This window comes from Marimonas lutisalis (assembly GCF_005434965.1).
GTDB lineage: Bacteria > Pseudomonadota > Alphaproteobacteria > Rhodobacterales > Rhodobacteraceae > Marimonas_A > Marimonas_A lutisalis.
The window spans coordinates 846529-868709 of record NZ_SKCI01000001.1; the positions used below are offsets into that span (position 1 = coordinate 846529).

Consider the following 22181-nt stretch of genomic DNA (forward strand, 5'->3'; position numbering starts at 1 on the left):
AATGGATCGAAGGGATTGACCAGACTATGACTACTGACAATCCGGCCGATCCATTGGCCAAACGGGAAGCGGCGACCGGGCAGATCAGTTATGCGATCTTTGACCAGGCGCTGTGGAACCAGTTTTCTGGTGCAGAATCTATTGAAGCTTTTCTAGAAAGCTGGTTGGCTCTTTTGTGCCGCAATCTCAGTGGTGCTACGGCTGCGGTAGTCCTTTTAGGCGATCCGGACACTGGACCTTTTGTCCCGGTCGCCCAATGGCCCGATGAAAATGCGGTTGGGCAGGGGCTGATGGCCGCCACGGAAAACGCGCTTGGCAAACGCCAGCCGGTCCTCACGAAATCAGGTGATCATCACGATATCTGCCTGCCCTTCCTTGTCGATGATCAGCTTTACGGTGCCGTGTCGGTTACTGTCGGAGCCGACAAAATGGCTCCCGGCGAGGTGATCCGTCACCTGCGCTGGGGGGCCGGTTGGATCGAGGTGCTGCTGCGCCGCGACCAGAGCCGGTCGTTCGAAAAGCTGCAGGCTCGCACTGCTACTGCGCTTGGAATGCTGGCCACGGTGCTAGAACAGAAACGCTTTCATAGTGCGGCTAGCGCTCTGGTCACAGAACTCGCCCGAAAGCTCGGCTGCGATCCAGTAAGCCTGGGCATACTCAAACGCAATGGCGCCAAGGTGATTGCGGTTAGTCATGTAGCGGGATTTGGTAAGAGGATGAGCGTGCTGCGCGACGTTCGCGCGGCCATGAACGAAGCCGTCGATCAGGAAGAAGTCATACTGTATCCGCCCAACCCCGGCTGGGATTACAGGGTCACGCTAGCGCACGAAGAGATCGTGCGAAGCCACAAGGCCGACGGTGTTCTGACGGTGCCCATTCAGCATCAAGGAGAAATAGTAGGCGCGGTGACGCTAGAAAAGGCCGGCAATGCGGGTTTTGATGACGACACAGTCGAACTGGTCGATGCCATCGCCACCGTGGTCGGGCCTGTTTTGGAAGAGAAGCGTCGCAACGATCGGATGCTGATTGTTAAGGTTTTCGAGGTGTTCGGCAGCCAGCTGAAACGTCTTCTCGGACCAAGCCATTTAGGCCGTAAGCTCGCCACACTGATCTTTGCTGGCATGGTCTGGTATTTCGCGACTGCGACTACGACCTTTAACGTGACCGCACCTGCTCAGTTGCAGGGCACAGTGCAGCGGACGGTCGTCGCGCCGTTTAACGGTTATTTGGCCGACGGAGCAGTTCAGGCCGGCGCTATTGTGCGGCAGGGTCAGGTGTTAGCGCGGCTCGACGATCAGGACCTCGCGCTGGAACGGTTGAGGTTGACCACCTCACGCGGGCAGCGACAAGCGGAATACGCCCGGGCGCTGGCTGCTCGTGAACGAGCCGAGGCGAATATCATCGAAAGCCAGATCCGTCAGATCGATAGCCAGATCGCGTTGGTCGACGAACAGATCGCTAGAACAGAAATTCGCGCGCCCTTTGACGGCGTCGTTGTATCGGGCGACCTGAGCCAGAAGATCGGAGCCACGGTAGAACGAGGGCAGGAACTGTTCAAAATTGCGCCGCTAGACGGCTGGCGCGTGGTTCTCGAAGTCGATGAAACCGACCTAGCCGAAATTACTCCGGGGCAGAGTGGCCAGCTACGCGTAGCCTCCTTGCCCGACCTGCCGCTTAATTACACTATAGAACATATCACGCCAATTTCGGATCAGCGTGAAGGGCGCAACTTCTTCAGGGTCGATGCAGTGTTGGAAGACGCTGACCCGCGCCTGCGCCCATCGATGGAAGGTATTGCCCGCACGCAGATCGATGAACGCCTACTGATTGCAGTCTGGACGCGGCCGCTGGTCAATTGGGCCAAGCTTTTGTTCTGGCGGTGGAAACCCTGATCCATGGAAAAGGCATTCTTCTCGCAGAATTGGTATCGCGTGGCCAAGCTAAAGCCCCGGCTGCGCCGCCATGCGCGGCTCTATCGTACGCGCTATCGCGGCCAGCTTTGGTATGTCCTACAGGATCGTACGTCTGGCCGGTTTCATCGCTTTTCTCCCTCAAGCTATCGTGTGATCTCGATGCTGGACGGCACCCGCACCGTGCAAGAAATCTGGGACACCACCTGCGAACAGCTGGACGACGAAACCTTGACACAGGATGAGGTAATCCGACTTCTAGGCCAACTACATGCGTCAGACGTTCTTCTAGGTGACATCCCTCCCGATATTGAAGAATTGTCCGACCGCGGGGAACGCCAGCGCAACCGCAAGTTCCTGATGAGCTTCATGAACCCGCTCGCAGTGCGCCTGCCTTTGATCGATCCCGACGATTTCGTCAGTGCGACCATGCCGCTTGTTCGACCTTTCATTTCTTGGTTTGGCGCGCTGATTTGGCTAGCGGTGGTGGGCTATGGTGGGTTTCTTGCACTGTCGCACTGGGATGAACTGACAAAAAATGTTGTTGACCGGGTGCTGACGGCGGAAAACCTTGGGCTCCTGGTTTTTTGCTACGCAGGTGTCAAGGCAGTGCACGAACTTGGCCACGCCTATGTCGTAAAACGATGGGGCGGCGAGGTGCACGAAATCGGCGTTATGTTCCTCGTGTTTATGCCGGTGCCCTATGTCGATGCGTCAGACGCAATGAGATTTCCGTCGAAGTGGCAACGTGCGCTTGTCGGCGCCGCGGGCATCCTTGTTGAGGCGTTCCTCGCTGCCGGCGCGATGATTGTCTGGCTGAATGCGGAAGACGGACTTGTACGGGCTTTTGCGTTCAACGTCATGCTAATCGGTGGGGTGTCGACGCTCCTTTTCAACGGTAACCCGCTGCTGAAGTTCGATGGCTATTACGTACTTTCTGATCTGATAGAGATCCCGAACCTCGCGCAGAGGTCGAAGAACCATATCGGCTATATAATCAAGCGCTATTGTTTCGGCATGAAAGAGGTACAAAGCCCGTCCACTGCGAAAGGAGAACCGTTCTGGTTCACCTTCTACGCCATCTCGGCATTTCTGTATCGACTGTTCATCACTTTCGCGATCGTGCTGTTCGTGTCGACAAAGTTCTTTTTCCTGGGGGTCATTCTTGCTGTATGGGCGGTAGCGCTGATGTTTGGCTGGCCGATGCTTAAGCACGCGTGGTTTTTGCTGGCTAGCCCAGCGCTTCGCCGCCATCGAAGCCGCGCCTTCGCTGTGACAGGCGCGGTTCTCTTCGTTCTTGCCGGACTGGTGTTTGCTGTGCCTTTGCCTCATGCCACGATGACCGAAGGCGTTGTTTGGGTGCCAGGAGACAGGATCGTGCATAGCGACTCCGATGGCATCGTTACGGCTCTATCTGTCCAGCCAGGTTCTGAGGTCGCTGCCGGTACGGCCCTGATGCAACTGGAGGATCCGCTTACTTCAGCCCGAGTGCAGATGCTGGACGGATTCATCGAGGAACTGCGCCGCCGGCTTGCTGCGCAAGATTTTGTCGACCGTTCCGCAGCTCGCGTCCTTCAGGAAGAACTGCGCGCAGCACAGGCAGATAGGGCGCTAACGCTGGAACGTCGCGAAGCCTTGACCGTGCGTGCGGAAACCGAGGGCGCGCTGGTGTTGCCGCAGGGAGAAGACATTGTCGGGCGGTATGTGCACAAGGGGGAAGTTGTCGCCTACGTGGCAGATTTCCGTGACCCACTGATCCGCGTAATCGTACCTGAGGATCGCAGCGATCTGGTACGCAGCGAAACCAACGGGGTGCAATTGCGATTCGCCTCCGACCTTGGCCGCGTGCTTCCTGCCCTGATAGAACGCGAAGTTCCGGCGATGTCGGCAAGCCTGCCGTCGATGGCGCTGGCCACCGAAGGTGGTGGGCGCGTGGCGCTCGATCCCGGTATAGGCGATGCGGCTGGTCAGCGTCAGGCCTTGTCCAACCTGCTTCATCTTGACATGCGCCTGCCCGAAGACACGACATTTCGTGGTATTGGCGAGCGCGTCTATGTGCGTTTTGACCATGGTCGCGAACCGCTCGCAGCGCAAATTTACCGCGTCATGCGGCAAATCTTCCTGCGCAAGTTCGATATCTGAGTGCGTGCAAAAAAGGTAAAATCCTTGTTTTACAACGTGCTGTTGTTATCCTTTTAGATGTTCTAAACACGTTTCTTTTTGTTTTCCGCTAATTCATTGAAAGGATGTCAAGATGACCCAGCTTCTGTTCTATGAAAATGTAGTGCCCGTCAGCTCCGAGCGCCACAAGAAGATCTCCGTAAAGACCGGTGCTGATTACCGGTTTGCCGAAAAGGTCAACTCCGTGCCCTTGACCGCAATCGAATTTGGGCAAGCTGCCGTCGAATACCCCATCGTATTCTCTGGAAATGACGAAGCCGTCATGCCTTGCGCTATCCTTGGCGCGACGGCCACCAAGAACCTATTCGTTAAGGAGGATGGCAATTGGGGCGGCAAGTATGTGCCAGCCTTCGTGCGGCGTTATCCGTTTGTGTTCGCGCAGGACCAGTCCGGCAAGCAACTGATCTTGCATATCGATGAAAGCTTCGAAGGTTGTAACGAAGAGGGTAGGGGGGAACGTCTGTTCGATTCCGAAGGTAACCAGACCCAGTATCTCAAGAATGTTTTGGCCTTCCTTCAAGATTACCAACAGCGGTTCAACCGCACCCAGCTGTTCTGCAAGCGGCTGATAGAGCTTGAGCTACTGCGACCGATGGAAGCCCAGTTCAGCCTGCCCTCGGGTGAGCGTCAGTCCCTTTCCGGCTTCCAGACCGTTGACCGAGAAAAGCTCAAAGCCGTATCGAACGAAGATCTCGGTAAGATGCTGCGCACTGATGAACTGGAATGCATCTTCCTGCATTTGGCATCGCTGCGTCATTTCGGTTCGATCGCCGAACGGTTCTCAATCGAGGGTGACATTGGAGGCGAAGCGACCTTCATCTCCCACCAGAGTGGCGGCGAGGCTGAGGATGCCGAGGTAGTCACCGAGGAAAAACCAAAGGAAAAGCCGAAAGCAAAGAAATCGACCAAGTCAGATGCTTGACGCCGGCCAATTGGTCGGCCTTCCACCCCGCGCGCGCCCGCGGGGTGCCAGTTTGCATTCTACTTCACTGGTACTCTACCCCGAACGTGACGAACCACCGCACCATTGGCTCGACCCAGCCGAGAACGCAACACGCTTCGTCTATGGCCGGTTGTCAGTGCCGTTGCTTCGTTTACGTCTGCGGCTCTTGCTGGCGCTTACCTTGGCCCGCGCCGGACGAATCGCGACGCTGGAAGACGCCCAACTTGACGCTCAGATTGCGGAGGCGCGCCTTCGCGCCCGTTGCAGCGGGATGACTGATGCGAACATCGTCGAATGTTTCGCCCTAATCCGCGAGGTCTCGCGTCGCACTTTGGGACTGTATCACCATAAGGTTCAACTGTTGGGGGCACTGGCCATGGCCCGCGGTGCTGTAGCCGAAATGGAGACTGGCGAAGGCAAGACCCTGACTGCGACTCTCACAGCTGGTGCCGCTGCTTTGGCGGGCATCCCTGTGCACATCGTGACAGTGAATGATTATCTGGCTGAACGCGACGCCGACACGATGGGCCCACTTTTTGAAAGGCTCGGACTGAGTGTTGGCGTCCTGAAACACGGTATCCAGCCGGACGAACGCCGCCAGATCTACAGAAGTGATATTGTATACGCGTCCAACAAAGAAATCGCATTCGATTATTTGCGCGACAGGGTCAAGCTGGGTGGCCCGCCGCAGAACACCACGATGAAGGTGCGGCAGTTCTTTGATCTCGCAGGAATACATGACCCGCCGGTCATGAGAGGGCTTCATTTCGCAATTGTCGACGAGGCGGACAGCGTTTTGATCGACGAAGCTCGAACTCCTCTGATCTTGTCGCGCGAAACTAATGCCGAAGCCGAACGGATCTGGGCGGAAACTGCTCACCGCCTAGCAAAGGCGCTGTTCGAGGGACGCGACTATGTCTTACACCAGCGTGATCGCCGCATCGAACTGACGAAGCGCGGCAAGGCCACCCTCGAACGCCTGGGGTTGAGCGCAGGGGGCGAATGGTCGATGCGTATCCGGCGCGAACAGGCCGTACGGCAAGCGCTTTCGGCGCGGTTCCTGTTCAATAAGGGCGACCACTATATCGTGGCTGATGGCAAGGTTGTGATCGTTGATGAATACACCGGCCGTGTTATGGAGGAGCGTAGCTGGAACGATGGATTGCACCAGTTAGTCGAGGCTAAGGAAGGCGTGGAGATCACTCCGCGCAAAGATGTGCTCGCGCGGATCACCTACCAGAGGTTTTTCCGCCGTTACAAAGGCTTAGCTGGTATGACTGGCACCGCGCGCGAAGTTGCACCCGAACTTAGCTCGGTCTATCGCATGAACGTGGTGGCGATCCCAACGAACGCTCGGTCTCAGCGTCGCCGTGACAGCCCTCGGCTGTACCCCACCGCCGAGGCTCGCTGGCGAGCGGTTGCTGAACGAGCGAACGCGCTGTGCGAAGCGGGCCGTCCAGTGCTGATCGGCACGCGGTCGGTTGCCGCATCAGAGCGGGCCTCGGCTTGGCTGACGGAACTTGGTATTCAACACGATCTGTTGAATGCAATGAACGAAAGCGAAGAGGCCGAAATCATTGCTCGAGCGGGTGATTTAGGCCGCGTTACGGTCGCCACCAACATGGCTGGGCGAGGTGTAGATATTGCGTTGGGTGACGGAGTCGCCCAACGTGGTGGGCTTCACGTGATTCTGACTGAACGTCATGACTCCAAGCGAATAGATCGCCAATTGGAAGGCCGCACGGCCCGACGTGGTGAACCGGGATCGAGTGAGGCGATACTGTCGCTCGAAGATGCAATTTTGGAACAGACATCGGCGGGGAAGGGCGCGTTGGCGCGATTAGCGCGGTTGCCCGGACCAGTGGGGAGAATGGCTGCAAGGCAACTTTTTCGGCGTGCGCAGAAAGTGGCTGAACGGGCCCATGGCCGGGCGCGGCGTATCCTGCTGGATCAGGATCGGAGACTGGGCACCATGTTGGCTTTCTCCGGTAAACCGGAATAACGAAGGAGGCCGATATGTTTCGAACGTTTTTTGCTCTCGCGGTTTCTTGTCTCATGTTTTCCGCTGGACGCTCTTTGGCCGAAACGTATGATTGTGTAATCACCCCGGCCGTCACAGTTCGCGTGGGATCGCCAGTTTCGGGACTTCTAGCTGAGGTCTTGGTTGATCAGGGGGATAAGCTAAGAACCGGTCAAGAGATCGCACGGCTGCGCTCGGACGTTGAAGCTAAGACCGTGGAATTGTTGGAAGTGCAGGCCATCAACACCGCTGAAATCGAAGCGCAGGATAGCCGTTTGGCCTTGGCGCAGAAACGCCTGGAACGCGCGCAAGATCTTGTCGAACGAAACGTGGGCACACTTGAACAGCTTGAGGCCTCTGAGGCCGAAGTGGAGGTTATATCCCGCGAACGCGCCTTGGCGGAAATGCGACGAGAAGTGGTCGCGCTAGAACTAGAGCGCGCCCGTGCGCAACTCGATCAGCGCGTCATCCGGAGCCCGCTGGATGGGATTGTTGTCACCCGGCACCTATTCGGAGGCGAATTCATGAGCACAGAGGATAGCGTCGTCACCATTGCTCAGATTGATCCGCTACATGTTGAAGCGTTTTTGCCGGTCGCCGTATTCCGTGCGGTGCACCTAGGAATGACGGTGAGAGTCTTTCCCGACGCTCCGGTCGATGGGGTGTTCGACGCGCAGATCGACGTAATTGACCGCATATTCGACGCCGCATCTGGTACTTTCGGTATTCGCCTAACCCTGCCCAACCCGCAAGCTTCAATCCCCGCCGGACACCGCTGCCAGTTGGAGCTTGAACTGGCCGGGCAATAATTCGTTTTTCAGTAGGTCATGTCAAAGGAACTCGGCCTAGTGCGGCGAGGGGGCTTTAGTATCCTTTTTAGATGAACAGGCGCTCCCCGCAAAAAATTTCAATATCAACCCCGAGATCATCCGTTGGACCCACAGGGACGAAGCTGCCATTCGCTGCAGTCTCAAGGAAAGGCGGAATGTCGCTCTGAAGCTAGGGGATGCGCGTGAACTGAGCAAGTCGGGGGTGCAGGTATCCGCGTTTGACCAGGATACCGGCTGTCAAGCCAGTGTTCTTGCGGGATTCCAAGGCGGAAGGCGCCGGTGAATCTACATTTCAGCCGCGATCAGGGCAGGGCCGGGCGTAGACATGGCGGTTTTCAAGGCTTCGAAGAGAGCAGGGGCATCCGAGACGTCCTGGCCAGGCACGCCATAGCCTTTGGCTAGGGCAGGCCAGTCGATTGGCGGATTGTCGAGGCTCATCAGTGGGTCCGAGTTTTCGTCGGGGCTGCCCGCGCCGATCTTGGACATTTCATTGGCCAGGATCCGGTAACGGCGGTTCGAAAGGATGACGACCGTGATGTTCATTCCGGCGCGGGCCATTGTCCAGAGAGCCTGTGGCGTGTAGCTGGCCGAACCATCGCCGACGATTGCCAGCACGGGACGGTCGGGGCAGGCGGCCGCACAACCGACAGCGACGGGCATGGAATAGCCGATGGACCCGCCGCGATTGTTGATCCAGTCATGTTCGGGGGCCGCGGCACAGCTGGGATAGAGATGCGGGCCATTGGTAACCGACTCGTCCGCGACGATCGCACCTTCGGTCAGGGCGTTGGCCACGGCGGCGCCCAGGGCCTCGGGGGTGATCGCGCCCTGCGGCACCGGCGGCAGGGTCTTGGCCTCAGGCTTTGAAGGTGTCGCGCCGAGGTGGTCTGCCAGCGCGGCCAGTGTGGCTTCAAGATCAGCCTCGGGAGGGCAGAGCGTGGTCGTTTCGCAGTCCGCGGGTAAAAGCGCGCTTGGCCGTCCGGGATAGGCGAAGAACGCCACCGGTGCGCGCGCCCCGGCCAGAACCGCGTGGCGCACATCCGAAAGTGCGTCGAGCGCGGCGTCGATCTGGAACGGGATCCGCACCAGATCGGGCGTACCGCCGCCGCGCGAGGTGCGGGCCGTCGCAGCCTCGCCCCGGAGTTTCGCGCCCGTTTTCGTGGCGATCGCATGGGCCAGCGCAATTGCGCGCCGCGTGATATGCGGGCTGCCGAGAAGCAGCAGCGCGCCGGGCTCGGTCAGGGCCTTGGCTGCGGCCTTGATGGCGTCTTCGTCCGCCCCGGCAGGTGGCGGCACTTCCACCGGCGGCTGGTTTGCCGGCGCAACCTCGCTCCAGGCGATGTCATTGGGCACGATCAACGTGCCGACGCCTGTCGGCCCGCTCTGGATGTCGTGCAGCATTTGCGTTGTGACGCCGGCGATTTCCCCGGTGGAGCGCAGGGTGGCCACGGTTTTGCTGACCGGCGCGGCAAGCCCGGCAATGTCTGCGGTCAGCGGCGCGTTGTGGTCGATATGGTGAAGGGCGTGCTCGCCCACGATATTGATGATCGGGGTTGCCGCCTTGCGCGCGTTGTGCAGGTTGGCCAGCCCATTGGCGAGGCCCGGACCAAGATGCATCAGCGTGGCCGCGGGCTTGCGGGCCATCCGGGCATATCCATCGGCGGCCCCGGTGGCCACGCCTTCGAAGAGGCACAGGTGATTGGTGATGCCCGCATCGCGGGTCAGCGCCGCGACAAGATGCATTTCGGTGGTGCCGGGGTTGGAAAAACAGGTGTCGATGCCGTTTGCGGACAGCACTTGTGCCAAAAGATCAGCGCCCGTGGCGGTCATGTCTTACTCCTCGCGCGGTAAAGGGTTGGCCGGCGAAAAAGCCGGCACCGCAGACCGTGACAGCCTGGACGCGGATGTGCAACCACACGATCAGATGCGGAACAGGGGTTGCAGCAGTCGCGGTACGAGGGTGTTGAAGCGCAAGGAGGCATCCGTGGCGGCAAGGCAAATGCAGGTTTCGCCCTCATCGGCCACCGGTGTGTGTTCGAGATCACTGTCCGCAACCTCGAGATCACCGGGGCCGAAATAGCCCGTTTCGTCCTTGAATGCGCCCTGAAGCACCAGCGTGAGTTCGAGCCCGTTATGGCCATGATCCGGAACTGCCTGACCGGCCGGAATGCTGAGCAGGCGCACCGAGCCGGCGCGGCCATGTTCGATGATGCACTGGCGCGTGCCAAGCCCCAGGGATTTCCAGCGCGGCGGTTGCCCCTTCAGCGCCTCCATCACCGGCCCCGGGTAAGGTCCGCGGCGTGTCTTGCGTTCAGGCAGAACAATCGGGTCGTCCAGCGCTTGCAGCACGCGCGCGCGCAGGTCGTCCGAGATAGCCGAGGTTTCGGCGGTGTCCAAAATCGCGCCGCCGGCGGTTTCTTGTGCCGTCAGACGCGCGCGGCATTCGTCGCACATCGACACATGCGCCGCCACGACAAGCGCGAACGGCCGCGGAAGTGCGCCCGAGGCATAGGCGATGATGAGGTTTTCGGGGATATGATGCGTGATGCCGGTCGTCATGGCTTGCCCATCTCTTTCAGTTCATGCCGCAACCGTTCCAGCCCGAGACGGATGCGGGATTTGATCGTTCCGAGAGGCAGACCCGTCTCGGCTTGGATGTCGGAATGGCTCAACTCACCCAGGTAAGCCCTTTCGACCATTTCTCTCTGCGCCGGTTTCAGCCGGGCCAGTGCTTTCTTCAATTGTGCCGTTTCCTGTTCGAGCGCGACGATCTGGCTTGCGTCCTGCGACGCCTCCTCGGGGCGTTTGAGCTCTTCCGGGAGGGGGCGGTTTTCCCTGCGCAGGATGTCGATCTGGCGATTGCGCGCAATCTGGTAGATCCAGCTGGAGACCTGCGCGCGCTCGGGGTCGAACTGCGCAGCCTTGTGCCAGACGGTCAGCATGACATCCTGAACGATGTCTTCGACCTGGGCCGATGGCGCACCCGACCGCGCCACCACACCTTTGAGCCGCGGGGCGAAGTAGTCAAAAAGCCTGGCAAAGGCGGCGCGGTCGCGATTGTCACGTACAGCAAGCATCCACTGTGTCTGTTCCGAAATTTCGTTGTCGCTCACTTGGGCACGCTTTTTGGCAACTGACCGTTTGATGATCAGAGTAGCGGCGGACGCCGTGTCTGCAAGGCCTGTGTCGCGCGTCTCGGTGAACATACATCCCTTACGCGGGTTGTTCCGGGCTGGATCAAAACTTTTTTGTCCTGTCGCGCCACGTTTTTGATCCGCTTTCCGTCACGCGGCGTAACTGTCTGAAAATCGACGAGGAACGCCCATGTCATTTGATGCCCCACCATCACCGCGCCTGCGCGTCGCCGTTATAGGCGGCGGAATTTCCGGGCTTGCCGCGGCCTATCGGCTGTCGCCGCGCCACGATGTGACGCTGTTTGAAGCCGAACCGCGCCTTGGCGGGCATGCGCGGACCGTGATGGCCGGACTGAACGGCGATCAGCCGGTCGACACAGGCTTCATCGTGTTCAATTTCGTCAACTACCCGCACCTGACGGCCATGTTCCGCGATCTCGACGTACCGCTTGAGAAAAGCGACATGAGCTTCGGCGCGTCTGTCGATGACGGGCGCGTCGAATACGCTCTGCGCACGCTGAAATCGCTCTTTGCGCAAAAGCGCAACATGGTGCGTCCGGCGTTCCTGGGCATGGTGCGCGACATCATGCGGTTCAACGCGCAGGCCGAACAGTCGGCACGCGATGACACGCTGACGATCGGTGAGATGGTGCGCGATCTGAAACTGGGCGATTGGTTTCAACGTTATTACCTGATGCCTGTTTGCGGCGCGATCTGGTCTACGCCACCGGACGAGATCGGCAGTTTCCCCGCGCAATCGCTGGTCCGGTTCTTTCGAAATCACGCGCTGATGAACGTTAAGGGACAGCACCAATGGTGGACGGTGTCGGGTGGCAGTATCGAATACGTGCGCAGGCTTGAAGCCCGGCTGACCAGCCTTGGATGCCGGATCCGCACGGGCGCGCCCGTGCAGTCGGTTGAGCGTGATGGCGAGGGCATTACGATTCGTGCCGCCGGCCAACCCGCGGAAAACTTCGACCAGGTCATTTTCGCCTGCCATTCCGACGAGGCCCTGCGCGCGCTGGCGCAGCCCACCCGCGAGGAAGCGGCGGCCCTGTCGAATCTGAGCTACCAGGACAACTATGCCGTGCTGCATCGCGATACCGCGCAAATGCCGCGGCGCAGGGCCTGCTGGTCGTCCTGGGTCTACAAAGCGGACACGGGGCAGCAGAGCGATGCAATCGGCGTGACCTACTGGATGAACCGCCTACAGAACATCCCCGACAATGATCCGCTTTTCGTCTCGCTCAACCCGTCGTCTCCGGTGCGTGAGGAGATGATCTATGATGCTGTCACGTTCCGTCATCCGGTCTTTGATCGTGCCGCCCTGCGTGCGCAAAACCAGATCGCGGCGATCCAGGGCCAGAACAACACTTGGTTCGCCGGTGCTTATCTGCGGCATGGGTTTCACGAAGACGGATTCGCCACGGCAGTGCGTGTTACCCGGTCGCTGGAACGGGCCTACGCATGAGCCTTTGGCCCGAGCATATCGCCGGTTTTACGACCCATGCGCGGCGCGGCGCTATCCGGAACGCCTTCCGCTATGGCGTGGACTACGTGCTGATCGACCCGCGGGCGAAGAGCGGTCCGATCCTCTTTTCGCGCAACCGGTTCAACCTGTTTTCGGTGCGCGACCGTGACCACGGCGGCACCCGCGGGCGGGGTCAGGGTATCGCCTGGGCCGAGGGTGTGTTCGGGCGTGCCGGTCTTGATACCGGGACAATCGACATCCTTCTGCTCACACAGCCTGGATTCCTGGGCTATGTGTTCAACCCGGTAAGCTTCTGGTTGGCAATGGAAGGTGATGTGTTGCGCGCGGTGATCGCCGAGGTCAACAACACCTTTGGCGACCGGCACAGTTACTTGTGTTACCGCGACGGGTTTGCCCCGATCGGGCCCGATACGCCGCTTGAGGCGCGCAAGATTTTCCATGTCTCACCCTTTCAGGACGTGGCGGGCGGTTACCGGTTCAATTTCGACATCCGGCCCGACCGGATTACGATCCGCATCGCGCATGAAAACGGATCCGAGGGCGTCATCGCAACGCTTGGTGGCCCGCGCTGCGCGTTGAGTAATCGATCCATCCTTCGAGCGGCAATGCGCCGCCCCCTTGGCGCCCTGCGCACGATCGCACTGATCTATTGGCAGGCGCTCATTCTGAAACTGAAAGGCGCGGTCTATCGCGGCCGCCCGGCGCCGCCGGAACAGGAGGTAAGCTGATGTTTCTGGTCACCAATCGCGTGAAACATGAATTCATTGAAAGTTGCGCCCGGATCGAGCGTGGGCGCCTGCGCCTGATTACGCCCGAGGGCGAGCGCTATGACTTCGGCACTGGAGAGCCGCAAGCCGAGATGCAGATCAACGATTGGTCGGCCATCACGGCCATGGCCGCGCGCGGAGATATCGGGCTGGGCGAGACCTATGTAGCCGGTCTGTGGGATACGCCGTCGATCGAGGCGCTGGCGACATTGGCGATGCAGAATATCGACAAGTTCGACAGCTTCTCGGATCCGGGCCCGTGGAACGCGTTCAAGTTCCGGCTGGTAGACCGGCTGTTGCGGGTCAATTCGGTCAAAGGCGCGTCGCGCAACATCAGGGCGCATTACGATGTCGGAAACGAGTTCTACCAGCTCTGGCTGGATGCGGGGATGACCTATTCCTCGGCCATCTTCGCGCCGGGCGATGACGATCTGGAGCGCGGGCAGAACCGGAAATACGATCGCGTTCTGGACCGGTTGAGCGACGGCGAGCGGGTTTTGGAGATCGGCTGTGGCTGGGGCGGATTTGCCGAGCGCGCGGCCGAGCAGGGCCGGAACGTGACCGGGATCACGATCTCGCCCAGCCAGAAAGGTTATGCCGATGCCCGCCTTGACGGGCGCGGACAGATCGAACTTCGCGACTACCGACACACGGCGGGCACCTATGACAACATCGTCTCGATTGAAATGATCGAAGCGGTGGGCGAAAAATACTGGCCCAGCTATTTCGCCACGCTGCGGGATCGGCTTGCCGAAGGCGGACGCGCTGTGATCCAGGCCATCACCGTGAGCGATGAGCATTTCCCGACCTATCGCGGCCGTTCAGACTATATCCGGCAATATACCTTTCCGGGGGGCATGTTGTTGTCGGAACGGGTGATCGCGGAGGAAGCCCGCAAGGCAGGTCTTGCCGTGCGCGAAGCGTTCGGTTTCGGCGAAGACTATGCGCGAACCTGCCGGATGTGGGCCGAACGCCTTGTTGCCGCCGGCCCGCGCATTCGCGCACTGGGTTATGACCAGCCATTCCTGCGAAACTGGCAGTATTACCTTGAAACCTGCGCTGCCTGCTTTGCCGTCGGACAAACGAATGTCATGCAAGTGGAGCTGGCCCATGCGTAGAACCTTGGCATCGTCGATCGTCGTGCTGGCCCTTGTTGCCGGCAGCGCCAGTGCGCGCCCAGACCTGGAGCGTGCAGGGCTGAGTGCACCGGGCAATGTGGGGCAGGTGACCTTCCGCTGGCTGGGCCTGCCGCTTTACCGTGCGGCGCTGTTCACCGAGGAGGGCGCGGATTTTACCTGGCAGCGCCCGATGGCTCTGGAATTGGCCTATCTGCGTAACATTTCACGCGACAACCTCCTCGAGGCGACTCTGACGGAACTGGAGCGGATCGAAGGCCGCAAGCCGGATCACGACAGCCTCTTGGGCAAATTGCGCGGATGTTTTCGGGATGTACGGAAGGGAGACACGTTTGTTGCTGTCGCGCGTGCGCGCGATGTGCTCAGCTTCTGGCTGAACGGTCGCAAGACCTGCGAACTGCGCCATACCGGCGTGCGCGAGCGGTTCCTGGGGATCTGGCTGTCCGACAAGAGCCGTTCGGCCAGTCTTTCGCGCCAGCTTCGGGGCGAGTGATGGCCTATTGGCAGGTCAGCCTGTTTGCGATGCTGCTCGCGGCGGCGGGTCTGCCGCTCTATATCCATCTGCCGCGCTATGCGACGGCGCAGATGGGATTGGACATGTCAACCGTCGGAGGTCTTCTGATCGCGCTGCGTGCGGTGGATTTCGTGCAGGACCCGTTCCTGGGTCGGCTGATCGACCGGTTTCCCGGCGCGCGTGCCGTGTTTGCGGCGGTGGCGGCGTTTGGCATGGCGGTCGGGTTCCTGATGTTGTTCACGCTGCCGGCCCCGGTGGACCAGGAGGCCCGGCTGGTGCTGTCGCTGGTGCTGGTATTCACCGCCTACAGCCTGGGTTCGATCCTTTTCTACGGGCAGAGCATGGCGTTTGCAGGGTCCCGGGCCGGGTTGATGCGCTTAGCGGGCTGGCGCGAAGCGGGCAGCCTGGCGGGCATCATACTGGCGGCGATAGCGCCCATGGCGTTTGTCCTGCTGGGTGCCGGGAGCGGGGGTTATCCCGCCTTCGGCCTGGCGCTGGCCTGTGCTGCAATTCTGGTCTGGTTGCTTACGCGGTCCTTGTGGCGGGTCACGGGCGGCGAGGGTGCCGCGCTGAGCCTTGCTGTGCTGCGGCAGTCCGGGGGGCTGCGCCTGCTGGTGCTTGCACTGGTCAACAGCTTGCCGGTTGCCATGACATCGACATTGTTTCTGTTCTTCGTGGAGGATCGGCTGAAATTGCCGGGCCTGGCAGGGCCATACCTGATCCTGTTTTTCCTGGCGGCCGGACTGTCCGTGCCGGTCTGGGCGCGGCTCACGCGGGCCATCGGAGCGCGTCGCGTGCTTCTGTGGGCGATGAGCCTGGCGATCCTGTCCTTCGGTGGCGCGGCCCTTTTGCCGGAAGGTGCTGCCCTTGCCTTTGGCGTCATCTGCCTGGCGTCGGGCGCTGCGCTTGGCGCCGACATGGTGATCCTGCCCGCGCTTTTCGCGGCAAGCCTTGGCCGGGCGGGGATACAGGCCGGGCAGGCCTTTGGCTTTTGGTCTTTCGTGGGGAAGCTGGCGCTGGCGATCGCCGCGGCACTTTTGTTGCCGGTGCTGGACTTGGCCGGGTTTCGCGCCGGCGGTGAAAACAGCGCGACCGCTCTGACGACCCTGACGCTGTCTTATGCCGTGCTGCCCTGTCTTCTGAAACTCGTGGCGATCTGGATGGTCGCCCGCCTGTCCCGGGAAGTGGATCTGACATGAAACTGACCATCGTAATTCTGATTGTTTTCCTCGCGCTGGCGCTTTGGCGGCCGGGGTTCGGCTTCAAATCGCAGCGTGCCGGACACTACAGCGAGACGGGCCCCGACTTCGTGATTACCACGCATCTGGGGGGCGAGATGATCTCGGAGGGCATGATTTATGGGCCGCGCGGGCGCGTGGTCTCGCGCTTTGTCGCGGATATGACGGGCACCTGGAATGGCGAGACGGGCACGTTGGCCGAAGCCTTTCGTTATGCCAACGGGGGTGTGCAGAATCGTGAGTGGCGGCTGACCCTCGGTGAAGGCGGCGGTTTGACCGGCGAGGCCGACGACATCATCGGCGAAGCGACAGGGCAGGTAAGCGGCGCGACGCTGAACCTGCGTTACCGCATCCGTCTTCCCGAGGACGCGGGCGGGCACGTTCTGGATGTGACGGACTGGCTTTACCTGATGGAGAACGGCACGATCCTGAACCGGTCGGAGATGCGAAAATTCGGGGTCAAGGTGGCCGAACTGATCGCGACGATCCGCCCGAAGGCGCAATAGCATGCTTGACGGGCGCAGCTACTGGATTGTGGGTGCGAGCGAGGGCCTGGGCCGTGCGCTGGCCAAAGCGCTTGACCGCAAGGGCGCACGGCTGATCCTGTCGGCGCGATCGCGCGGGCGGTTGGAAGAATTGGCCGCCGAACTGGGGCCTGCCCGCGTGGTGCCGATGGACGTAAGCGATGCAAACTCGGTCGCACAGGCGGTCAAGTTGGCGGGCGAGGTGGACGGTCTGATCTACTGCGCGGGGTTCTACGAGCCGTTGAGCGTGCAGGAGTGGGACGCGGACGCGGTGGAAGCCATGGCCGATGTGAACTTCAACGGCGCATTGCGGGTTCTGGGCCATGTTGCGCCGAAAATGGCAGGGAGTGGCCACGGCCACTTGGTGATGATCGGCTCGCTGGCCGGGTTCAGCGGGTTGCCAGGGGCGATCGGCTACGGCGCGAGCAAAGCCGCGTTGATGCACCTGGCCGAGAACATGCAGGCCGATCTGCGCGGCACCGGGTTGAAGGTGCAGGTGATCAACCCGGGTTTCATCCGTACGCGCCTGACCGAGAAAAACAGGTTCAACATGCCCTTCATCATGGACCCGGAAGAGGCCGCTGACCGCGTGGTGCGCGCGATGGAAAGCAGGCGATTTTCAACCAGTTTTCCGCGGTTGTTTTCCTGGCTGTTCCGCGCGGGCCGGTTTCTGCCCCGTGGCCTGTTCCTACGCCTGTTCTGAGAATCTTGCGCCCAGGGGATGGCGCGACAACAGGTGAAAGCGCCCGTCCGGGGCTTCCCCGAAAAGGCTCAGATCGCGGATCACGAAGGGCGAGGGCAATAGCGGGTCCAGCACCCCCGACAGGGCCCTCGTGACCACGTTGCGTTGATCGTCGGGAAGCGGCCCCGTGAGGGTGAGGTGAAAGCGGAACTCCTCCATCACGTAAGGGTATCCCCATCTGTCGAGATTGGCGCGTTGCGAGGGCGAGAGCCGCGCCTTGCTGCGCCTTTCGGCCTCTTGCGCGGTCATGGACGCGCGGTGGGCATCAAGCTCCGAAACCACGCGTGCAGCGAGGGCTGCAATCGCGTGCGTATCGCCTTTGGGCACCAGGGCGAGAAACCGGCCGATCCGGGCAAGTCTCAGCCCGTCGGCCCGTACGGGGGCAAGACTTGCCGCCAGGGAGGCGAGAGCGTTCTCGAGCCGTGAGCGGCTCGATCCTGGTGCGAGGCGAAAGGGCGGTTTCAGCGTGGCGTGAAGGCCGTATTTGCGGGGACGGGCGGTAAGCTTTTCGACCTGGACAGGCAGGTCGGCAAGGGCGGGGTGCGGCACGCTATGGCCCGATGCGGCATCCCAGCCCAGCCATGCGGCCCCGAAGCGCGCCAACGGCCCGGGTTCCGGGGCGTAGTAGATGGCGTATCGTGTGAACTGGGTCATGGGACGGGGCCTGCGCGTCAGGATGTGTCATCAGTTATCCGGGAGAGCAGGCGCGAAACAAGAGCTTCGTAGCCGGCGCCGAACAGACGCAGGTGCACGATGGCCGGCCAGAGCTGGTAGATTGCCTGGCGCCGGGGCCACCCGGGCGTGAGCGCGCCGTAACGTTCCCAGAACTCGCGGGGCGGAGATCCGAAAAGCGAGAGCATGGCGAGATCGACCTCGGCATGGCCGAAATAGCAGGCCGGGTCGATCAACCCGGTGATCGAACTGCCATCGGCCAGCACGTTGCCGGCCCAGAGATCGCCATGCAGAAGGCTGGCCGGCGGATGCAGGGGCAGCCATTCGGCCAGGTCTTCGGTGACGGCCGCGATGTTTCCGGCCAGGCGGATCGGCAGGTGCGGCAGTTCGGGCAGCAACCGTTGGTTGGCCCAGAAGTCCGGCCAATTGTCCTGCCAGGTATTGTGGACGGGAACGCGGCCAAGGGCATAGTCCGTATCCCAGCCATAGCGCTGGCCGGTACTTGAATGAAGAAGGTGCAACTGACCTGCCAGGTCGGCCCAGGCGCGCGGAGAGAGGCGGCCGGTGTCAGGTAGGGATTCCAGGACCAGAACCCGTGCATCAGCGGCAAGAACGGCGGGTGCGGTTGCGCCGGTCGCGGCGATCGCGCGGAGCATGTCCGCCTCGGTCTCGGGCGCGGGTCCGCCCTTGGCGATAACGGTGCGGCCCGAGGCCAGATCCATTCTCAGGACATCGGAGAGATCGCCGCCTTGAAGCGGTTCTGCCTGCGTGACGGTATCGCCCAGAAGCGTTGCCGCGGCTTGGGCAAGCGGGTGCATTCCGCCCGCCTAACCCTTCAGAACATGGCCCAGATGGCGCATGGCGAGCTCATACCCCTGGACGCCGCAGCCAACGATCACGGCATCGGCGCGGAGGCTGACATAGGAGTGATGGCGGAAGCTTTCTCGCTTGTGCACCTGGCTGATATGCACCTCGACGACCGGGCCTTCGAAGGTGTTGAGCGCGTCGAGCACCGCGACCGAGGTATGGGTGAAGGCCGCCGGGTTGATCACGATGCCAGCCGCTTTTTCGCGGGCTTCATGAATCCAGTCGATGATCTGGCCTTCGTGGTTGGATTGCAGCAGCGTCGTCTGCAAACCGAATTCGGCGCCGGTTTCTTCACACCGTTTTGCCACGTCGTCCAGCGTGTCATGGCCATAGATCTCGGGTTCGCGCTTGCCCAGAAGGTTCAGGTTCGGGCCATTCAGGATGTAGATCAGGGTGCTCATGGGCCTATTCCGTCGGTATCGGGCCCGTTATGCGCGCAAGCGGGCCATGCTGGCAAGCACGATGCGACGGTGGCGCCTGACCTGTGGCATGGCTGCCCGGACTGGCGAATGCGTGCCGGAGGGAGCAGCCGGCGCGCGTCGCAGGTTTCCCGGCCTGCGGGGCCGGGCGGAAGAGATCAGGCGAAGTAGAGGCCCGAGAAGGTGCGGTGCAGGATCTCGGCCTTGCTCAGGCCAGTGCGGCGCAGCTGGTCATCGGTCATCGAACCGAGAGCGAGATCGTTGAAGCGCGCGCGCCGGGCACGGCCGGTGAATGCGAAAAGAAATTGCATGGCGGTTTCCTGTTTCTGGCGTGTGTTTCTTGCCTGCCAGATAGGGGGCGAGGGGCGAAATGATAACTGCCAGTTTCGAAGCCCCGCCATGCAATTGCTGCAACGCAGCAAGGCGGGGTCACGCCTTGAACGCGTCGTCCACGGGCACCTGCAGGGCACTGGCCAGCGCGTTGGTCTGGCTGGCCAGACCGATCACGGCGAGAAGTTCGGCATACATCTCGTCACTCATGCCCTTGGCGCGCGCGCTGGCGGTGTGCGAATGGGCGCAGTATTCGCAGGCATTTGCCGCCGAAACCGCGATGTAGATCATTTCCTTGACCAGCGGATCGAGCGCGCCCGGGCCCATGACCACCTTGAGCCTGTCCCACAAGGCACGCAGTTGATCCGGGTCATGTGCCAGCAAGCGCCAGAAATTGTTGACATAATCGGTGCCACGCGTGGCGCGGATGTCATCGAAGACCGCGCGCGCTGCGGGCGATGCCTGTTCGTCTGTGAGCGGGGAAAGAACTGCCATCTGGGGCCTCCTGAAAGCGGGATGTCAGGGCCGCAGTGGGCGGCAGGACGGGACAAATGTCAAACCATGCGAACAAAGAAAAACCGCCGCAGGCATGGCCGGCGGCGGTTCTCGTTCCTCGAAAGACGGGGTCGGCTCAGAAGCCGAGACCTTCGTATTTCTTCTTGAACTTCGACACGCGGCCGCCGGCATCGAGCAGGCGGGCGCTGCCGCCGGTCCAGGCCGGGTGCACGGTGGGATCGACGTCGAGCGACAGGGTGTCGCCTTCGTTGCCCCAGGTCGAGCGCATCTTGATCACGGTGCCATCGGTCATCTTGACGTCGATGAAGTGGTAATCGGGGTGGATATCCTTTTTCATCGTGCGGCTCCTTATGCTTCGGCGCCCGACTTGGGCTTGTAGTTGCTGTCCTCTGCGATCCGGGCCGATTTGCCGCGGCGCGAGCGCAGGTAGTAGAGCTTGGCGCGGCGAACGCGGCCGCGGCGCACCACCTCGATCGATTCGATGTTGGTCGAGTAGAGCGGGAAAACCCGTTCCACGCCTTCACCGAAGGAAATCTTGCGAACGGTGAACGATCCGGCAATGCCTTCGCCGTTCTTGCGGCTGATGCACACGCCTTCGTAGTTCTGCACCCGGGTGCGGGTGCCTTCGGTCACCTTGTAGCCAACGCGCACGGTGTCGCCGGCCTTGAAATCGGGGATCTGTTTCCCCAGCGAAGCGATCTGTTCCGCCTCGATTTGCGCGATCAGGTCCATTGACCTAACTCCTTGTAATGCTTGCGGTTTTTTCCGCAAAGGTGTTTGCGCCTCAGAGCTGCGATCTTCATCCGGGTCCGCCTCTGCGCCCGTCGCAGGTCAGGTCAACGTTTCTTGGCCTCTTCGTCTGCGCCGCGGCGGGGGCCGGGGAAGAACCCGGGCGCCATGGGACGGCGAAACGAAATCGCCGGGAAAGGGCAGGGCCGATTCCCGGACGTGCGCCCGTATAGTGCGCACAGTCCTTTTAGGCAAGGGTTAATGGGCCGCGCTCAGCCCCTGTCGCGGCGGTAGGCGGCCCAGAGATCGGGGCGGCGCCGGCGGGTGATCTCTTCGGCCTGCGCGCGGCGCCATTTCTCGATCTCGGCGTGGTTGCCCGAGAGCAGCACATCCGGGATCGCGCGGCCCTTCCATTCGGCCGGGCGCGTGTATTGCGGATGTTCGAGCAAGCCGTTGGAAAAGCTTTCTTCTTCGGTGCTGTCGGCATTGCCCAGCACGCCGGGCAGAAGGCGCACGGTTGCGTCGATCATCGCCTGCGCGGCGATCTCGCCGCCGGTGAGGACGAAATCGCCGAGCGAGACCTCTTCGATGTCGTAGTGATCGAGCACGCGCTGATCGACGCCTTCGAACCGGCCGCACAGCATGGTCAGCCCGGGCAGGGCGGCAAAGCGGCGCGCGGTGGCCTGGTCGAACGGGCGGCCGCGCGGTGAAAGATATATGAGTTTCAGGGGGTTGCGGGCAAGACTTCGAGCATGCTCGATCGCCGCCGAGAGCACATCGGCGCGCAGCACCATGCCCGCCCCGCCACCCGCCGGCGTGTCATCGACGTTGCGATGCTTGCCGATGCCGAAGGGGCGCAGGTCGACGGTTTCCAGTTGCCAGAGCCCGTCCTTCAGCGCGCGCCCGGTCAGGCTTTCACCCAAGACACCGGGAAAAGCGTTTGGAAACAGGGTGATAACCTGCGCCGTCCAGGCATGCGCAAGGCGGTTTTCCTCCATCAGGTCGCGCGGCTTGAGACTGGCCGTGATCGACTTGCGGCCATGGGATCTGGGGGTGTCGTTCATGGGGTTGTCATAGGGCAAAGCGGTGGATTTGCAAACAGATGGTTATCCCAACGTTTCGACGGGTTAACGCGATTTTTCGGCGAAAAATCGGGGGGTGATTTCCGGCTGACATCCGGCTGACATGCGTGCACCGCCGCAGTGCAGCGAAATCTG

The 22181-nt window shown here is 61.3% G+C and carries 23 protein-coding genes; 12 read left to right on the forward strand and 11 right to left on the reverse strand.

Annotated elements, in window-relative coordinates; all coding sequences use genetic code 11:
- Positions 1–26 precede the first annotated feature (26 nt).
- The 5 genes from E0501_RS03990 (at position 27) to E0501_RS04010 (ending at position 7863) form a co-directional block, all read left to right on the forward strand.
- A complete protein-coding gene (locus tag E0501_RS03990) occupies positions 27–1892 on the forward strand; it encodes an HlyD family efflux transporter periplasmic adaptor subunit (protein ID WP_137700037.1) in 1866 nt (621 codons plus the stop codon).
- A gap of 3 nt (positions 1893–1895) precedes the next feature.
- Positions 1896–4052, forward strand: a complete 2157-nt coding sequence (locus tag E0501_RS03995) for a PqqD family peptide modification chaperone (RefSeq protein ID WP_137700038.1) — start codon at positions 1896–1898, stop codon at positions 4050–4052.
- Between the two features lie 112 nt (positions 4053–4164).
- Positions 4165–5013: a SapC family protein gene (locus E0501_RS04000; RefSeq protein ID WP_137700039.1), complete on the forward strand. Its 849-nt coding sequence runs from the start codon at positions 4165–4167 to the stop codon at positions 5011–5013.
- A complete protein-coding gene (locus E0501_RS04005) occupies positions 5006–7036 on the forward strand; it encodes a preprotein translocase subunit SecA (protein ID WP_137700040.1) in 2031 nt (676 codons plus the stop codon). The genes E0501_RS04000 and E0501_RS04005 overlap by 8 nt, the downstream gene beginning before the upstream one ends.
- 14 nt (positions 7037–7050) lie before the next feature.
- Positions 7051–7863: an efflux RND transporter periplasmic adaptor subunit gene (locus E0501_RS04010; RefSeq protein ID WP_137700041.1), complete on the forward strand. Its 813-nt coding sequence runs from the start codon at positions 7051–7053 to the stop codon at positions 7861–7863.
- A gap of 306 nt (positions 7864–8169) precedes the next feature.
- Here E0501_RS04010 and E0501_RS04015 read toward each other — a convergent pair whose 3' ends face one another.
- The 3 genes from E0501_RS04015 to E0501_RS04025 all read right to left on the reverse strand — a co-directional run bounded on the left by E0501_RS04015 (position 8170) and on the right by E0501_RS04025 (position 11090).
- The gene (locus E0501_RS04015; RefSeq protein WP_137700042.1) at positions 8170–9714 is read right to left on the reverse strand and encodes an acetolactate synthase large subunit; all 1545 of its coding nucleotides are present in this window, start codon (positions 9712–9714) and stop codon (positions 8170–8172) included.
- A gap of 90 nt (positions 9715–9804) precedes the next feature.
- Positions 9805–10443 carry a ChrR family anti-sigma-E factor gene (locus E0501_RS04020; protein ID WP_137700043.1) on the reverse strand — a complete coding sequence of 213 codons (639 nt, stop codon included), beginning with the start codon at positions 10441–10443 and terminating at the stop codon, positions 9805–9807.
- Positions 10440–11090: a sigma-70 family RNA polymerase sigma factor gene (locus E0501_RS04025; RefSeq protein WP_407943398.1), complete on the reverse strand. Its 651-nt coding sequence runs from the start codon at positions 11088–11090 to the stop codon at positions 10440–10442. Before E0501_RS04025 ends, E0501_RS04020 begins: the two co-directional genes overlap by 4 nt.
- Positions 11091–11208: 118 nt before the next feature.
- Here E0501_RS04025 and E0501_RS04030 point away from each other — a divergent pair, with 118 nt between their 5' ends.
- The 7 genes from E0501_RS04030 to E0501_RS04060 are packed head-to-tail and all read left to right on the forward strand — an operon-like array spanning position 11209 to position 17392.
- On the forward strand, positions 11209–12489 hold the full coding sequence (locus tag E0501_RS04030) for an NAD(P)/FAD-dependent oxidoreductase (RefSeq protein WP_137700044.1): 1281 nt from the start codon (positions 11209–11211) through the stop codon (positions 12487–12489).
- Entirely contained in the window at positions 12486–13238 is a 753-nt protein-coding gene (locus E0501_RS04035; RefSeq protein WP_137700045.1) for a DUF1365 domain-containing protein, read from the forward strand. The genes E0501_RS04030 and E0501_RS04035 overlap by 4 nt, the downstream gene beginning before the upstream one ends.
- Positions 13238–14395: an SAM-dependent methyltransferase gene (locus tag E0501_RS04040; RefSeq protein ID WP_137700046.1), complete on the forward strand. Its 1158-nt coding sequence runs from the start codon at positions 13238–13240 to the stop codon at positions 14393–14395. Before E0501_RS04035 ends, E0501_RS04040 begins: the two co-directional genes overlap by 1 nt.
- Positions 14388–14906, forward strand: a complete 519-nt coding sequence (locus tag E0501_RS04045; protein WP_161594547.1) for a chalcone isomerase family protein — start codon at positions 14388–14390, stop codon at positions 14904–14906. Before E0501_RS04040 ends, E0501_RS04045 begins: the two co-directional genes overlap by 8 nt.
- The gene (locus tag E0501_RS04050; RefSeq protein ID WP_137700048.1) at positions 14906–16126 is read left to right on the forward strand and encodes an MFS transporter; all 1221 of its coding nucleotides are present in this window, start codon (positions 14906–14908) and stop codon (positions 16124–16126) included. The genes E0501_RS04045 and E0501_RS04050 overlap by 1 nt, the downstream gene beginning before the upstream one ends.
- Positions 16123–16671 carry a DUF3833 family protein gene (locus E0501_RS04055; protein WP_137700049.1) on the forward strand — a complete coding sequence of 183 codons (549 nt, stop codon included), beginning with the start codon at positions 16123–16125 and terminating at the stop codon, positions 16669–16671. Before E0501_RS04050 ends, E0501_RS04055 begins: the two co-directional genes overlap by 4 nt.
- 1 nt (position 16672) lies before the next feature.
- Entirely contained in the window at positions 16673–17392 is a 720-nt protein-coding gene (locus E0501_RS04060; protein ID WP_137700050.1) for an SDR family NAD(P)-dependent oxidoreductase, read from the forward strand.
- Here the strand turns inward: E0501_RS04060 and E0501_RS04065 are convergent.
- From E0501_RS04065 to trmD, 8 genes are all read right to left on the reverse strand, one after another.
- A complete protein-coding gene (locus E0501_RS04065) occupies positions 17378–18085 on the reverse strand; it encodes a DUF1045 domain-containing protein (protein WP_137700051.1) in 708 nt (235 codons plus the stop codon). The two genes, E0501_RS04060 and E0501_RS04065, sit on opposite strands and share 15 nt — an antisense overlap.
- A 17-nt stretch (positions 18086–18102) precedes the next feature.
- Positions 18103–18921, reverse strand: coding sequence for a fructosamine kinase family protein (locus tag E0501_RS04070; protein ID WP_137700052.1), 819 nt, complete (start codon positions 18919–18921; stop codon positions 18103–18105).
- A gap of 9 nt (positions 18922–18930) precedes the next feature.
- Positions 18931–19371, reverse strand: a complete 441-nt coding sequence (gene aroQ / locus E0501_RS04075; RefSeq protein WP_137700053.1) for a type II 3-dehydroquinate dehydratase — start codon at positions 19369–19371, stop codon at positions 18931–18933.
- A gap of 176 nt (positions 19372–19547) precedes the next feature.
- Positions 19548–19700: a hypothetical protein gene (locus tag E0501_RS21090; protein ID WP_161594548.1), complete on the reverse strand. Its 153-nt coding sequence runs from the start codon at positions 19698–19700 to the stop codon at positions 19548–19550.
- A gap of 118 nt (positions 19701–19818) precedes the next feature.
- Entirely contained in the window at positions 19819–20214 is a 396-nt protein-coding gene (locus E0501_RS04080) for a carboxymuconolactone decarboxylase family protein (RefSeq protein WP_137700054.1), read from the reverse strand.
- Between the two features lie 136 nt (positions 20215–20350).
- Positions 20351–20572, reverse strand: a complete 222-nt coding sequence (gene rpmE / locus E0501_RS04085) for a 50S ribosomal protein L31 (protein ID WP_137700055.1) — start codon at positions 20570–20572, stop codon at positions 20351–20353.
- An 11-nt stretch (positions 20573–20583) separates the two neighbouring features.
- A complete protein-coding gene (rplS, locus tag E0501_RS04090) occupies positions 20584–20967 on the reverse strand; it encodes a 50S ribosomal protein L19 (protein ID WP_137700056.1) in 384 nt (127 codons plus the stop codon).
- A 269-nt stretch (positions 20968–21236) separates the two neighbouring features.
- Positions 21237–22028 (reverse strand): tRNA (guanosine(37)-N1)-methyltransferase TrmD, encoded by a 792-nt coding sequence (gene trmD / locus E0501_RS04095; RefSeq protein ID WP_137700057.1) that lies wholly within the window; start codon positions 22026–22028, stop codon positions 21237–21239.
- Positions 22029–22181: the final 153 nt, after the last annotated feature.